Below are 14,832 nucleotides of genomic sequence, written 5' to 3'. Positions count from 1 at the left end.
CGTCAGAGACAAAAACGTGACAATTTGTACGATTCCCTGAATCTGTACGCAGGGAGTTGGGCACTTAATACATTTGATCGTCACATAGGCTTAAACATAGCGGATCAATAAACCCAAGAGGGCGCAGGCTGCAATGACATGAATAAGATTTTGCTTGTATTTAAAAAGGGCAATCGCCGCCGCTAAAGCAATAAGTGCGGCAATCCAGTCAAAAGCTCCCTGGATTCCTTTTGGCCAGAGCACGTGATAACCGAAAAATATCGCTAGATTGAAGATCACACCGACTACCGCTGCCGTAATGGCTGTCAACGGTGCCGTGAGTTTTAAGTCATTGTGAGTGGACTCGATTAACGGACCGCCAGCCAGAATGAAAATAAAAGAAGGCAAAAAAGTGAACCAAGTCACCAAGCCGGCGCCCAGCGCACCCGCCAGAAAGGGGAACTCTGGTCCTAGTAACTGCTGCAGATAAGCACCAATGAATCCCACATAAGCAACGATCATAATGAGTGGTCCCGGTGTCGCCTCACCCAACGCCAGTCCATCCATCATTTGCGCACGGCTAAGCCAGCCATAGTGTTCTACCGCTCCTTGATAAACATAGGGCAAAACGGCATAGGCGCCGCCAAATGTCAGTAATGCGGCTTTGGTAAAGAACCATGCCATTTGTGTGTAAACATGCGTCCAACCTAATTGACCCCATAACAAGCCCATGGGTGACAGCCATAAAACGGCACCAGCAAACAGGACTTTAGCTAGGAGGAACCAGCTAAATATTGCATGTGGCGGCGTTGGCGTATTGTCGTCAATCAGAGCTGGCCCCAATGGTTGCTTTGCCGCAGCATGCCCTCCGCCAGTCAGAAAAAAATCAGGCAGATATCGTCCGCCAAGATAGCCAATGAGTGCGGCACTCATGACGATCAGGGGGAAGGGTGTATTGAGCCCGAAGATCGCGATAAATGAGGCTATAGCGATACACCATAAAATGTTATTTTTTAAGGCGCGCGATCCTATCCTATGTGCTGCCTGCAAGACAATCGCCGTTACTGCGGGTTTAATCCCATAAAATAAACCAGCAACCAGAGGAAAATTACCAAACGCCACATAAATCCAGGACAAGCCGATCAAAATGAAAAGCGACGGCAGTACAAATAAAACTCCTGCAACTACGCCACCCCAGGTTCTATGCATCAGCCAGCCGATATAGGTTGCGAGTTGCTGAGCCTCCGGTCCAGGCAGTACCATGCAGTAATTTAAGGCGTGCAAAAACCGCCGTTCACTAATCCAGCGACGGTTTTCAACAAGTTCCTGATGCATGATGGAGATCTGCCCGGCGGGGCCGCCGAAGCTGATGAAACCGAGCTTCAGCCAGAATTTAAATGCATGCCAAAAACTCACGGGCAAAGGAAAATCAATTTCATTGGCATTCACGGGTAGTTCAGGATAGTCCAATGGCCTGTTCCCTTGATTTTTAAGCCATTGCCATAATCTGACGCAACGCCTGTTCAAAAACGTCGGATGTCTGACCGCCAGAGATCAGATGTTTATCATTAATAATCACTGCAGGTACCGAATTAATACCTTGCTGTTGATAAAAATACTCCTGAGCGCGTACATCACTGGCATAAAAGTCAGAGTTTAAGATAGCACGGGCACTGACGGTATCTAATCCGACTTTTTCTGCGATACGAATCAGTGTTTCGTGATCGCTGGGATTTTCTCCATCGGTAAAATACGCGCCGAACAGGGCATGCTTCAAAGCCACTTGCTTGCCCTCGATTCCTGCCCAGTGCAGCAGACGATGTGCGTCAAAGGTGTTGTAAATCCGCGCTCTTTTATCCATGCCGAAGGTAAAACCCTCTGTAGCGCCACGAGTACGAATCGCCTCCCGGTTGCGCGCCGATTGTTCCTCAGTTGCACCATATTTTTGTGCCAGATGCTCGTTGATATCCTGCCCTTCGGCAGGCATTTGTGGATTTAGCTCAAAGGGCTGAAAGTGTATTTCGGTGGTGACTTCGCTGCCGAGTCTCGATATAGCGGTTTCCAGCGATTTAAGCCCGATGATGCACCAAGGGCAGGAAACGTCAGAAACAAAGTCAATTTTGATGTGTTTGCTCATAATTATTTGCTTAATTGAAGTGGATCAGCGACACATCATGGTTTGGATGTATCCCAATCGGTCTTACGCATGATATTCTGCGACCTGCAATAGTAACCATATCAGATTATTTTCATGACCACACCGAATAACACGGCAATTGAGACGCCAGTCAGCTCAACCGCGCCAGTAGCGACACCTAATCAACTTGCTCGCAAGCTTATCAAACAATTGCAAACAGATTTCCCTGTCTTTGATGAGCATTTGCCTCTGGCAATTGGTATAGATAAACAGTTGCAACAAAAAATGCCTGAGCTTGATCGTAAAATATTACGTATCGCTTTGGGTATTCATACGAATTCAGTTCGTTACTTGTTTAATGTGTCTAAGGCGCAAAAACGTGTAGATCTTGAGGGTAAAGAGGTCGATGATGTCACCGAGGTACATCGTACTCACGCCGCTGGGATCTTGAAAGAGCGCTCCAAGAAAAATGCGGATGCGCGCAAAGCAAAGTTTCAAGCAGAAAAAATTCAAAAACAAGAAGCGGAAGCAGCGCGTCAGCATCAGGATAAGCTGAACCAGCTTGCCGCTAAATTTGCCCGTAGTTAAGTAATTACGGATTTCCTTTTTGGAAATCGATATTCTTTCTCTTAGTGTGTTAATTGATATTAAGAAAAATATCAAAAGTTTGTTTAATTAAATTGATTAAATCGCCCATCTCTCCCTCCGGAGGTATGGGCGATTTAATTTGGCGTGTATCTTCACAGTTCTGATTGACTAATTACCATCATCGCAAAATTCGCTTAAGATCCGCTTAGCATAGACAAAAAAATTCAAAAACAGGAGATTCCATGACGATAGCCAGCCAACACCCACTTCCCAGACATGCACTTGATTTTGTGGTTCGAAAAGATGATTTGCGTCAGGTTGAATTTGTCGAATCCAGTGTGCATGCCGAGTCGCCCCTTGAGGATGGACAGATACTGATCCGTGTCGACCAGTTTGCATTTACCTCGAACAACGTTACTTATGCAGCGTTTGGAGAGGCGATGCATTATTGGGATTTTTTCCCAGCACAGGAAGGTTGGGGTCGCATTCCTGTATGGGGTTTTGGTGATGTTGTGCAATCGCGCAATGACGCGATACAAGTGGGGCAGCGCTACTATGGCTATTTCCCGATGTCAGATTATGTGCTGATGCAGCCAGACCGTATAAACAACAGTGGATTTGTTGACGCGGTAGCGCACAGACAAGCCTTACATCCTCTGTATAACCAATATCTAGCCACTGCGCATGATCCCGGCTATGTGGCCGCACGCGAACATGAAATTGCACTGTTACGGCCATTGTTCATGACCTCTTTTATGATTGACGATTTTTTAGAAGACAATCAATTCTTCGGCGCCCGCACGGTCATTTTATCCAGCGCTTCCAGCAAAACCGCCTATGGATTAGCTTTTTTATTGGCTCAGCGGGGAATGGAACAATGCGAAGTCATTGGTTTAACATCCCCTAGCAATGTCAAATTTACTGAAAGTCTGGGTTGTTATCACCGTGTGATTCCTTATGATCAGATTGACTCCTTATCAGCAGCGTTGCCTGTGGTTTACGTCGATATGTCTGGCAATGCCAAAGTACGCAGTACGTTGCATCATCATTTTCAAGAAAATTTGACATACTCTTGCGCTGTAGGCGGTACTCACTGGGATCAGCGCGAAGGCGAGGGCAGGTTGCCAGGTGCCAGACCCACATTATTTTTTGCACCAGCGCAGATCAAGAAGCGTGCGGCGGAATGGGGCATGGCCGGAGTTATGTCGCGCTACACCGCCGCTTGGACAAAATTCCTTACTCCGCTGGCCGGCTGGATGAACATTACTCACGGTCGCGGACCTCGTGCAGTTGAGCAAGTCTATCTTGATATGCTGGAGGGGCGCAGTCGTCCTGATCAAGGACATATCTTGTCGGTATCGGAATAAAGATGTCATGGTATGTTTATCTGCTCGAGTGCAATGACGGTAGTATTTATACGGGCATCGCCACCGATGTAGAAAAGCGCTATGCGGCGCACTGCACGGGTAAAGGCGCCCGCTATACAAAATCACATCCACCAACCCAGATACTGGCGGTGTTTGCGCATGAGAATCGGTCTGCAGCATCCAAGGCAGAGTACGCGATCAAGCAACTCACAGCTCAGCAAAAACGCGCACTGTGTCAAAAGGAACTGACAGAGCAGCTATGACGAAATTATTTTCACCGGCATGTGAGCGGAATGCGGCGCCGATCTTAAATGTATTAAAACCTTTGCTGACGCAAAGTAAAAATCTGCTTGAGATCGGCAGCGGAACGGGGCAGCATGCCGTGTACTTCGGTGCCCAAATGCCTCATCTCATATGGCAGTGTAGCGATCGTGTTGACTATCATCCCAGTATCCTAGCCTGGCAGGCTGAGACTGAGTTAGGCAATGTCAAACCTCCTTACACTCTCGATGTCTTAACGTCGAAGTGGCCGGAACAGACCTTTGATGCCGTGTTTACCGCAAACACTTGCCATATTATGGCTTGGCAAGAAGTCGAGATGATGTTTGCCGGCGTATCCCAGTTATTGAACCCGGGAGGCTTGTTTTGTATCTACGGTCCGTTCAATTATGAGGGGCGCTTTACCAGCGAGAGTAATCAACAATTTGATGCTTCTCTCAGATCACAAGCCGACCATATGGGAATACGCGACAGTGAAAAAATTGACTCTCTGGCGAACAAATATGGATTAGATCGAAAGCATGATTATGTAATGCCTGCGAATAACCGTTTGTTGGTTTTTGAGTTAAAGTGAAGTCATCTATTTCTGACACCTATAATCTCAAAAGAGGACCTGCCATGACTGATCTTTACAGAATCGAGCATGATTCTTTTGGTGATATCCAGGTTCCGGAAAAAGCATTGTGGGGCGCGCAAACTCAACGATCCTTATTGTATTTCGCAATTTCAACTGAGTGCATGCCACATCCCTTATTAATGGCATTGGCGCTAGTCAAACGCTCCTGTGCTTTAGCTAACCATGATTTAGGTTTGCTCAATGTCGACATGATGAAGGCGATAGTGCAAGCTGCGGACGAGGTAATAAGTGGAGCCTATCCTGAGGCCTTTCCTTTGTCTGTGTGGCAGACCGGCTCCGGTACCCAGACTAATATGAACATGAATGAAGTGCTGGCGAACCGTGCTTCCGAGTTGTTAGGTGGAGTCAGAGGGATTAAGCGCTTAGTGCATCCCAACGATCATGTGAATTTGGGCCAGTCATCGAACGATATCTTTCCCACAGCGATGCATGTTGCCGCCTGTAGCCAAATTGTGGCTTTACTGTTGCCATCTCTTCGTCGATTGCGTGCGACCCTTGATATCAAAGCAAAAGCCTTTACCGATATTATCAAGATCGGACGCACGCATTTGCAAGATGCGACGCCGCTAAGTCTAGGACAGGAAATCTCCGGTTGGTGCGCTCAATTGCAGCAGGCAGAAGCTATGATTCAATCAAGTTTGTCGGCACTTTGCGAGCTGGCAGTAGGTGGTACAGCGGTTGGAACTGGGCTCAATACGCATCCAGAGTTTGGAGTTCGTGTTGCTGCCGAATTAAAACGTGTAACACAACTGGATTTTGTTGTTGCAAAAAATAGGTTTGCTGCACTGGCATCGCATGACGCCTTGGTCAATACACACGGCACATTAAAAACCTTAGCAGTGGCGCTAATGAAAATTGCGAATGATGTACGCTGGCTGGCATCCGGTCCGCGTAGCGGGTTAGGGGAGTTATGTATTCCAGAGAATGAGCCAGGTAGTTCTATCATGCCAGGCAAAGTTAATCCAACACAATGTGAAGCAATGACAATGGTGTGCTGTCAGGTGATGGGTAATGATGTGGCATTGAGTATTGGCGGTTCAATGGGGAATTTCGAGCTGAATGTATTCAAACCGCTGATCATCCATAATGTTTTGCAAAGCGTTCGCCTGCTGACCGATGCCATGACAAGTTTTGACCTGCACTGCGCTCAGGGCATCGAACCTAATACGGCGCGCATCAAAAGTTTATTAACAGATTCCTTGATGCTGGTGACTGCGTTGAATCCGCATATTGGCTATGATCGCTCAGCAGAAATCGCCAAATATGCACATCAACACGGCACAACACTGAAAGTAGCAGCAGTCACTCTTGGATATGTCAGTGCAACGCAATTTGATGAATGGGTACGACCTGAAGACATGATTTAATAAGTTGTCTAGTTGCGAGTAAACTTATAAATTCAGATGATCACTCGTGGTGGACGAATCATTAGTTCACTATATTCAACGATGGTATAAATCCGGTTCAGTGTCGTACCATCGGCTAGTTCAAACCGAACTTCAACATCATCGGCTGACATTTTTTCGAGTACATAAATGCGATTAACAGCGACTAATTCAAAATGTTCGAGATAAGGTTTTTTATAGAACATGGATGAATACTCCGAATTAATTTTTAAAGATGTAATCACGTTAAGTCATTACTGTAAATTTCAAATGCAAATAATGACTGCCTGGACTATCTATTTGGTACGAAAAACCTGATCCCAAAAAGAACTGGTAACGCCAAAATTGCCACGATGCGTTTTTCGGCTGTGATGTATCGCGTGGAAATAAATTCGATACTCAAGCCATGAGCCGCGGACATGCCAGTGATGAATAGCATGATGCGTAATGGTATAAGCAAGGTAGCCAGTCAGAAGTCCAAATGTTAGTGCGCAAGCGCTCCAGATGTCGCTTAAAACAAGCATAGGAAAAAAAACTAACCCAACAATAAGTGCTGCGCTAATGATCGTTGGCGTACAGATCAGCGCATCCGGATGCCGATGATGTTCTGCATGCCATTGGCTAAACGGCTTGAGCCCATGTAATACAAAGCGATGTAATACATACTCAATTAGAGTCCAGCTGATGATCCCCGATAGCACATAGCATGTCATTGATAAAATTTGGTCTTGTGGTCCAAACGTTATAAGGCAAATGGCCAGAATAACTGACGCGATCATGTAAAGCGCAAAATCAGCGCGATAAGCTATCTTGCTGTGCTCGAAACTAAAAATCCGCATGAGTATCCTTGTTGTAATCACTCGCCTGCCGGAGTGATCTTATTCATACTGATTAGAATAAGCAGTCGCCAAATTTGCGTCTGTACGATAGCGAACACTACTTTAATTTTAAGGCTATGGAACGATAGGAACGCTCATTAAATTGATGAAAATGATACGGAACCGCCCGAGGTATATGCCGGTCTCTTCATCAGGCTGTCATAAATCAACGCTATGACGCAGTCAGACATGTGAACGTCTCCTTAGTAAATTTTCAGCAGCCTTCGGGCTGCTTTTTTTTGCACTCCATTCAGCTCTAAAAGGTTAATCCTCCACCTTTTTTGAATAAAGCCATATCGACAAAACTGGACATATGGTGGGACGCATCAGAGGGAGTGATATTGATTCCGCCCAAATCGATATTGCCCTTCTGGCTACTTAATATCTGTAAGCCGTCGCGATTGGTTTTGGATACCTGTATCGCTTTAGTCAAGGTTTTTGCGACGATGAATCCTTCGAGGGTTAGTGCAGACAGATCCTCGTCGCGGAATTTTTTCATCATTTTGCTATGGTCGATCTGAATGATTGACTTATTACCCGTAGGACTTGGCACCACCTGAGAAAATACACTCCATTCCAAGGCTTTTTGTCCAGCAAGTTCAGAGAGTGTTTCCAAATTAGTCAGCGACATACCGGCAACGAAGGTTTTCGGTGAGGTCTTGCGGAATTCTCTTAAAAATAAGCCCGTGCTTAAGGTGTCAGCAATGGCGATTACGATATGCGGTGAATTTTTACTCATAGCGATCGCATCTTTTTCTATATCAGTAGAAGAGCCTGTGATTTTCACGACACCAGATAATTTCATATTTCTCTTACGGACTTCCTCGACAACATATTGGTACATATTTTGATTCAATGGAACATCCTGATAAGCGATGCCGATATTTTTAATTCCTAACTTGTCAAAGTACGAAAAAATATATTGCATTTCTTGTTCTGGGCTAGGGCGCCAAGACAATACGCGGTTACCGTAATTCTTTACTGCGCCAATTAATGGGGCAAAGAGAATTTGACCGCTATCTTTAAAGCTAGAATTCGCCACTACCGCATCGGTGACATCAACACCGATCCCGCCCAGCAAATATTGCACTTTATCTTTGTCTAGCAGTTCGGCTACTGCTTTTGCCGATGCGGATGGATTGCCTTGGTCATCGCGAGCAATATATTTAATACGCCGACCATTGATGCCTCCGGCGACATTTAGGCTGTCAAAATAGGTCGTAATGCCAGCGACATAGTCGCGACCTATACTGCCGTTGGGGCCGGATAAATCAATCGCCTGTCCTATCACAATGGCACTCTCTCCGGCAAAAACCTGTGCTGAAAACACTACTGTTGTTACTGCGATGATGCCGGAAACTTTTTTGAAAAATGAGAACATGCTTGCCTTTAATTATTGCGATGTGGCAAGTTTGACATGGGATTATGACGTTGCAGTGACGCAATGCAGATACTTATCAGGCTATTTTTTTGCCTTTGATGCAGGTCATCTAGTTGTCACGAAGAAGCTTTACTATGACTACATCTGCCATACATACAACCGATATGTGTGATGGCAGAGAGGTATGCGCTAGTCGACCATGAGATCGAAAAGCGCATACCGACCAACCCATTCAATCCATCTCTTTTTCAATGTCATCAGATACTACGATGGCAGGCTTTCAGATAAGCGTACGGTATTCCATGCGATGCGATTAATATCCGGCGATAAGCTAGATTGTTCGTAGACAGTTGATTTAAATAAGCTGGCTGTTTATTCGACGCAATGAGCTTATATTCATTCCAGAGTCTGCATCAACGTCATTGTCCCGACATAATTCATCACGATACTTGCATCGCATTCAAGTTTTCCTTAAATAAGCAATCGATTGCGCAGGATGATTTGATAAGAAAAATAGTTCCCATCCATTTTCACTGACGAAAGTATGTATGCATAAACTCCTTTGTTTAACGCCATTGGTCGCGATCGCAATTGCCGGATGTGGCGACAGTACGCCTGGCCTTGATCCCAACGCCGTTCCGGAAGGCACCGTACTAAAAGTGGCCCTGTTAGAGACTACAGATATCCATCAAAATATTTTGAGCTATGACTATTACGGACTGAAGGCAGATACCAGTCTTGGACTGGAAAGAACAGCATCCTTGATCAATGCAGCCCGCGCAGAAAATCCGAATAATGTCTTGCTCGATGATGGTGACGTGATTCAGGGAACGCTGCTCGGCGACTATCAGGCAGTTGCATCACCTGTTCCTTGCAGTGGTACTTTGGCGGTCCACAAGGTGATGAACGCATTGAAATATGATGGTGCCGGTATTGGTAACCATGAATTCAATTACGGGCTGAATTTTCTGAGTCAGATTACGAATACGGATTTTGCTGTACCGGATGTGCAGAAGGGGGCAAATTGTGGTGCGCCAGGCTTCCCGATTGTCTTGTCGAATGTTGTCGGTGTTAGTAGCCAAAAGCCGATTTTTAATCCTTATTCGATTATTCCGAAACAATTTACAGCGACCAAGCCGGATGGTTCGACAATTAGCGTCAAGTTAAATGTCGGTATTATGGGATTCGTACCTCCTCAGATCATGGACTGGGATCAAAAATACCTTGCAGGTAAAGTCATGGTCAACGGTGTGCAAGAATCTGCGAATAAATATGTTCCGGAGTTGCGCAGTAAGGGCGCAGATCTGGTGGTCGCCTTGTCGCACGGCGGTTTGGACGCCTCGCCTTACAGCCCAAAAATGGAAAATGGCAGTTTGCATTTGTCGACTACCGGAATTGATGCGCTGATGCTCGGACATTCCCATCTGATTTTTCCTAAAGCAAAAGAAGTCGGCGCGCCAGCAATCGATGCATCACTAGCTGCTTTACCCGCAACACAAGTCGATACGGTCAAGGGAACCATCAATGGTGTTCCGGCTGTGATGGCTCAAAGCTGGGGACGTCGTCTCGGCATCATTCAGATGGTACTGAAATATCAGAGCGGCAAGTGGGTCGTTCAAAAAGATCTGACGAATGTCGAGGCTCGCGGATTTAAGTACAAAGATGGCACTACGATTGTCGATGCCGATCCATCAATTGCACCACTAGTCGATACGGAACATAAAGCGACACTGAGCTATGCGACTCAACCGTTAGGTACGACGACGGATTTTGAAATGTCGGCATATTTCTCCCTGGTTGGTGACGTGACAGCGATTCAGATTGTCAATCAAGCCCAGATTGATTATGTAAAAACCTTCATCGCCAATTCAACCGATGCGACGATCGCCAGTTATAAATCGATTCCCGTGATTTCATGCAGCGCGCCATTTAAAGCAGGGCGTAATGGTCCGACTGATTTTACTGACGTTGCTCCATCAGCGACTGCTGCTGCGCCTTTTGGCCTGCAAGTTCGCAATCCCGGTGATCTGTATTTATACGGCAATAATAATTTGCAAGCCGTAAAAATAAAAGGATCGGATCTGAAAAATTGGCTGGAAACAGCGGCAAAACAATTTGCCAAAATTGATCCTGCCAATGCCGCAGAACAGGATCTGGTGCCATCATATTCAACGATCTATAACTATGATGTGTTCTACGCAGACAACAATGCTTTGAAATACCAGATTGATGTGACACAGACTGCCGGTAGCCGCATCGTTAATTTAACTTATGCTGGCAAAGCGGTTGCTGATAGCGATGATTTTATTGTCGCTACGAATGATTATCGTGCTGGTGGTGGCGGGAATTTTCCTGGTATTGATGGCAGTAAAACGATTATTAAATCGCCGGATGCAAACCAGGCCGTCGTGAGTAATTATCTGAAAAAGCAAGGAAAAATTACTTCCGCTACAAACGGTCTAGGACAAAGTTGGAGCTTCGTAAAAGTCACAACACAAGGCCCGGTTATTTTGAGATCAGCACCTGGAAAATTCGCAGTGGCACAGGCATTGGGACTCAGCCGAGTGAAGTCGGAAGGGACCTTAGACGCCAGTGGATTCGCAAAGTATGCGATCGATTTGAGTAAGTAATTTTGGCATGACCTGACGTAGTTGGAATCATCGTAGTTACGACAATCACTCCCGGATGCGGGAGTGATTTCTACAAGGTATAAAAATGCAAATGACGAAGCTGGCTGCTCTCATCGTAATGGTGCTTATCGTACTGCCGTCTTGCAGTCAAAAACTAGCGATCACACCCACAGTTGCGGAGATTGAATCTGTAGGACTCACTGCTTTGCACGGTCAAGATGCCGCCTCTGTCCAACAGTTATTGAAATGGGCAGAGCATGGGAATAGCGTTGCTAAGCGCGAACTGGGGCTTGTATATGCAACGGTTCCTCAAAAGCAGGCTGAGGCAGTATATTGGCTGGAGCAGGGGGCACAAGCCGGAGATAGCGAGGCTGAATTCGCTTTTGCTGAGGTCTTATACAAGGGTCGTCTATCTTTGAAGGCTGACCGTCAGCGAGCCTGGTATTGGTATGAGCTGTCGGCAAATAAAGGGCATGCTAAAGCAAGCTTTATGCTGGCGAGGATGGCAAAGTATGGCGAAGGCGTGCCTAAGAATCCTTCACTGTCTGTTGAATGGCTACAAAAAGCAAGCGATCAAGGAAATGCTCAGGCGATGTTCTTATTATCCAATGCCTATGCTTCTGGCGAAGGTGTCCGTACCGATCAAATAAAGTCCCGCGAGTGGTTAGAACGTGCAGCTGAGGCCGATTATCCAGTCGCAATTCAGGCACTTGCCATGGAGTTAGATCAAGGTGGACAGCATCATGGCGATGACGCACTGCGATCAAGACATCTTATTAAAGAGGCCTCCGATGAACGGCTTTTACGTTGGAATAAATACCAGTAACAATCAATAAATCCCAGCCTCACAAATAATTATCAGCATTAGCAATCAGGGTTATACAAAATGAAAAGACCACATGATTTATTTATGCGGCTTCCAATAATGTCTGATCATGCGTTGAATTGATGGACCTTACCTGTTCTAACGAATTTTCAATGGACGCAATTTTGAATACGGCAACCGCTTGTGCCAGCTTCAACGCTTGTCCATGCATACTCTCCGCTGCAGCAGCAGCCTGTTCTACCAAGGCAGCATTTTGTTGCGTCATCGTATCCATCTGAGTTAGGGCCGTATTGACTTGGCCTATGCCTTGCCTCTGCTGTGCACTTGCTTCAGTAATCTCACGCATCGTGTCGGTGACAGCTTGAATTGAACTGACGATTTCTTGCATGGTTTCGCCTGCGGCATGTACTTGCTTGCTGCCTGTACCTACTTGCTCAACTGAGGCAGTGATCAGGGTTTTAATTTCCTTCGCAGCACTCGCTGAGCGCTGCGCGAGATTCCTTACTTCTGTAGCAACGACGGCAAAGCCCCGTCCTTGCTCACCGGCACGGGCAGCTTCGACTGCCGCGTTCAGAGCCAGAATATTTGTTTGAAATGCGATGCTATCAATCACGCCAATAATATCGTTGATTTTTTTTGACGAATGCTGAATCGCTCCCATCGTTGCGATGACAGCAGCTACTGCTGTGCCGCCGTTCCTTGCAATTGATGTAGCTACCAGCGCGTTATCATTGGCATTCAGTGCACTGTCCGCATTTTGTTTGACAGTACTGATCAATTCCTCCATCGAGGCAGAAGTTTCTTCTATTGAACTTGCCTGTTGCTCTGTACGTGAAGACAGATCTGAATTGCCCTGAGCAATGTCTCTGGATGCATGGGCAATAGACTCTGTTCCTGAGCGGATATCGACGACTAGTCTTGCAAGACCCGCTCTCATTTTATCAAAGGAGTTGAGTAGTAAAGCGATTTCGTCTGATCCATGCGAGGTCACTGACAGACTCAAATTACCAGCAATAATACGGCATACGGCATCGTCCAGTTTTTTTAGTTCAGCTGAGAATGACAGACAAAATCCTGCCAGTAAATAAGCAGCAAAAATCAGGATTGAACCGATCATCAGGATCATCAGGTTTCTGCGAAACAGATCTATGTTTAAGCGCTCCGCTAACGTCGTATCAAGTAAATCACTTGCCGATCTAGCATAGGAAAATAAAGCGTCAGCACCTGCATTGCCGGCATTTAAAAACTCCGTTCCGCTAGTTTGATTTACGGTATTCAATACTTCATTTTTTGCACGTTCTAGAAATTCGAGATTTGTTGTAATCACAGCTCGTTCAGAAAGCAGTTTATTTTTGAAGGCAGGATTTTCTCGGTACATTGCCTCAAGGTGTGCTGGAATACGTCCAAGGTCACGCTTAGCTAGCATCACGTCAGCACTGATTAGCAGATCTTCATTCGCTTCCAATAAAGCAGTATCAATGTAGGCAGCGCCGCGACCGGATATGTCGGAAATGCCTTCTGCAATTTCTGGCAACGTTTTTGCAAACATGCTGATCAGATAATAGGTATCCACTTTGGGATCAAGTGTGAGATTAGAGCGATCGGCAATCTGTGCGTTGAGCTGGTAGATCTGGTTAATTAGCGCAGTATGTTCTGCATAATTTTCTTTTGCTTTATTTATGACTAATCGCTGAGTTAACGCAAACCAGCGCTGCTTGATCGTTTCTACCGTACTCGTTATGCTAAGTTCTGGTTGCCTCTTTAGTATTTTGGTGAGGCTATCCAGTTTCCTTGAAATTTCTTGCTGTTTTTTCTGTGCGGCGTCTTTGGACGGTAAATTACCTGCCGAAGCAAAATGATTGATGGCTCTATGCTGCTGAACTAGCTGCAGTAATTCTTGAGATTCGCGCATCTGCTGTACGCCGATACGCTCAAGCTGAGTGATCGATATGGATTTGTTCAGTTCATTGACCAGCAAGGATGCAAGCAGCAGGGCGGGTACTGAAAATAAAGCCGCAACGATGAGAAATTTTGGAACCAGTTGCAGGCGCTGCATCGCATAAATGGCGGGTGTGAAAACGGCTTTCATTTAAGCTCCCATGAGGAATGTTTTGCATGACAGCAGAAACATATTATTGCGTCGCAGCAATAATGCTCTTTTTAGATGACAGCTTAATGAATTCCCTTACTGGAAATTGCTCGTTGCTAAAGTGCCAAAGAAATTAGTTGGATCCAGGTAACGGCGTTCGGCGTTGATTCGCATCCGACAGAACGCGCTTGCTGACTGTTGGCGATACACCTTCCGCTTGCAAATATTCCAGTGCACAAAGTGTACCGAACGTGGTTTGCAGTGAGATCCCCTGATTGACGATCCCTCAGTGACCCTGTCTTTGCGCAAAATACCAAATCTTAGTTCAGTGCGGTTTTGCTGGTGAGGATGTTGCATCATGGACATGAAATCTCTCCTTGTAAACCAGGGCTAGAAAATCTGGCGTGAGCATCATTATGGCGTATTACCTGGTTTTTTTCTTTTTTAAAAAAGTGAGCTTATTGTTTCGACATCCTCGACTCAAATGACTAACAACAGAGTAGAAACCTGCAATGAAATTTTGAGACAATGGTAATCCCCCCATTTTTAGCGCGAGCTATGAGTAGAGGCTATGCGGCAAGTGCGAGTTTCTGTTTCGGGGTGATGCCGCCGATGCCCGTGTTGGGCCGGTCGTGATTGTAAGTCCATAACCAGCT

At 45.9% G+C, this 14,832-nt stretch carries 13 protein-coding genes; 7 read left to right on the top strand and 6 right to left on the bottom strand.

Annotated elements, in window-relative coordinates:
* Positions 1-90: 90 nt before the first annotated feature.
* Together chrA and ACO0LE_RS09095 are read right to left on the bottom strand one after the other, a co-directional pair.
* The gene (gene chrA, locus ACO0LE_RS09100; RefSeq protein ID WP_422960080.1) at positions 91-1,449 is read right to left on the bottom strand and encodes a chromate efflux transporter; all 1,359 of its coding nucleotides are present in this window, start codon (positions 1,447-1,449) and stop codon (positions 91-93) included.
* Positions 1,450-1,468: 19 nt separating this feature from the next.
* Positions 1,469-2,116 carry a DsbA family oxidoreductase gene (locus tag ACO0LE_RS09095; RefSeq protein WP_422960079.1) on the bottom strand — a complete coding sequence of 216 codons (648 nt, stop codon included), beginning with the start codon at positions 2,114-2,116 and terminating at the stop codon, positions 1,469-1,471.
* 114 nt (positions 2,117-2,230) lie between these two features.
* Between ACO0LE_RS09095 and ACO0LE_RS09090 the strand changes: the two genes are divergently transcribed.
* The 5 genes from ACO0LE_RS09090 (at position 2,231) to fumC (ending at position 6,354) form a co-directional block, all read left to right on the top strand.
* Positions 2,231-2,704, top strand: a complete 474-nt coding sequence (locus tag ACO0LE_RS09090) for a ProQ/FINO family protein (protein WP_422960078.1) — start codon at positions 2,231-2,233, stop codon at positions 2,702-2,704.
* A gap of 242 nt (positions 2,705-2,946) precedes the next feature.
* Positions 2,947-4,071: a DUF2855 family protein gene (locus ACO0LE_RS09085; RefSeq protein ID WP_422960077.1), complete on the top strand. Its 1,125-nt coding sequence runs from the start codon at positions 2,947-2,949 to the stop codon at positions 4,069-4,071.
* 2 nt (positions 4,072-4,073) lie between these two features.
* The gene (locus tag ACO0LE_RS09080) at positions 4,074-4,334 is read left to right on the top strand and encodes a GIY-YIG nuclease family protein (RefSeq protein WP_422960076.1); all 261 of its coding nucleotides are present in this window, start codon (positions 4,074-4,076) and stop codon (positions 4,332-4,334) included.
* Entirely contained in the window at positions 4,331-4,924 is a 594-nt protein-coding gene (locus ACO0LE_RS09075) for a DUF938 domain-containing protein (RefSeq protein WP_422960075.1), read from the top strand. The genes ACO0LE_RS09080 and ACO0LE_RS09075 overlap by 4 nt, the downstream gene beginning before the upstream one ends.
* A 44-nt stretch (positions 4,925-4,968) precedes the next feature.
* Positions 4,969-6,354, top strand: coding sequence for a class II fumarate hydratase (gene fumC / locus ACO0LE_RS09070; protein WP_422960074.1), 1,386 nt, complete (start codon positions 4,969-4,971; stop codon positions 6,352-6,354).
* Positions 6,355-6,386: 32 nt separating this feature from the next.
* Here the strand turns inward: fumC and ACO0LE_RS09065 are convergent, their stop codons facing one another.
* The 3 genes from ACO0LE_RS09065 to ACO0LE_RS09055 all read right to left on the bottom strand — a co-directional run bounded on the left by ACO0LE_RS09065 (position 6,387) and on the right by ACO0LE_RS09055 (position 8,631).
* A complete protein-coding gene (locus ACO0LE_RS09065; protein ID WP_422960073.1) occupies positions 6,387-6,578 on the bottom strand; it encodes a hypothetical protein in 192 nt (63 codons plus the stop codon).
* A 90-nt stretch (positions 6,579-6,668) separates the two neighbouring features.
* Positions 6,669-7,211 carry a sterol desaturase family protein gene (locus tag ACO0LE_RS09060; protein WP_422960072.1) on the bottom strand — a complete coding sequence of 181 codons (543 nt, stop codon included), beginning with the start codon at positions 7,209-7,211 and terminating at the stop codon, positions 6,669-6,671.
* A gap of 295 nt (positions 7,212-7,506) precedes the next feature.
* Complete coding sequence (locus ACO0LE_RS09055; RefSeq protein WP_422960071.1) at positions 7,507-8,631, bottom strand: ABC transporter substrate-binding protein; 1,125 nt, start codon at positions 8,629-8,631, stop codon at positions 7,507-7,509.
* Between the two features lie 548 nt (positions 8,632-9,179).
* On the opposite strand from ACO0LE_RS09055, the gene ACO0LE_RS09050 reads away from it, so the two are divergent.
* Together ACO0LE_RS09050 and ACO0LE_RS09045 are read left to right on the top strand one after the other, a co-directional pair.
* Complete coding sequence (locus ACO0LE_RS09050; protein WP_422960070.1) at positions 9,180-11,261, top strand: bifunctional 2',3'-cyclic-nucleotide 2'-phosphodiesterase/3'-nucleotidase; 2,082 nt, start codon at positions 9,180-9,182, stop codon at positions 11,259-11,261.
* A gap of 85 nt (positions 11,262-11,346) precedes the next feature.
* Positions 11,347-12,087: a tetratricopeptide repeat protein gene (locus ACO0LE_RS09045; RefSeq protein ID WP_422960069.1), complete on the top strand. Its 741-nt coding sequence runs from the start codon at positions 11,347-11,349 to the stop codon at positions 12,085-12,087.
* 82 nt (positions 12,088-12,169) lie between these two features.
* On the opposite strand, the gene ACO0LE_RS09040 is transcribed toward ACO0LE_RS09045, so the two are convergent.
* Complete coding sequence (locus tag ACO0LE_RS09040) at positions 12,170-14,176, bottom strand: methyl-accepting chemotaxis protein (protein ID WP_422960068.1); 2,007 nt, start codon at positions 14,174-14,176, stop codon at positions 12,170-12,172.
* Positions 14,177-14,832 lie beyond the last annotated feature (656 nt).

Source organism: Undibacterium sp. Xuan67W, from assembly GCF_049340165.1.
Classification (GTDB): domain Bacteria; phylum Pseudomonadota; class Gammaproteobacteria; order Burkholderiales; family Burkholderiaceae_D; genus Undibacterium.
This window is presented reverse-complemented; position numbering and strand designations above follow the sequence as displayed.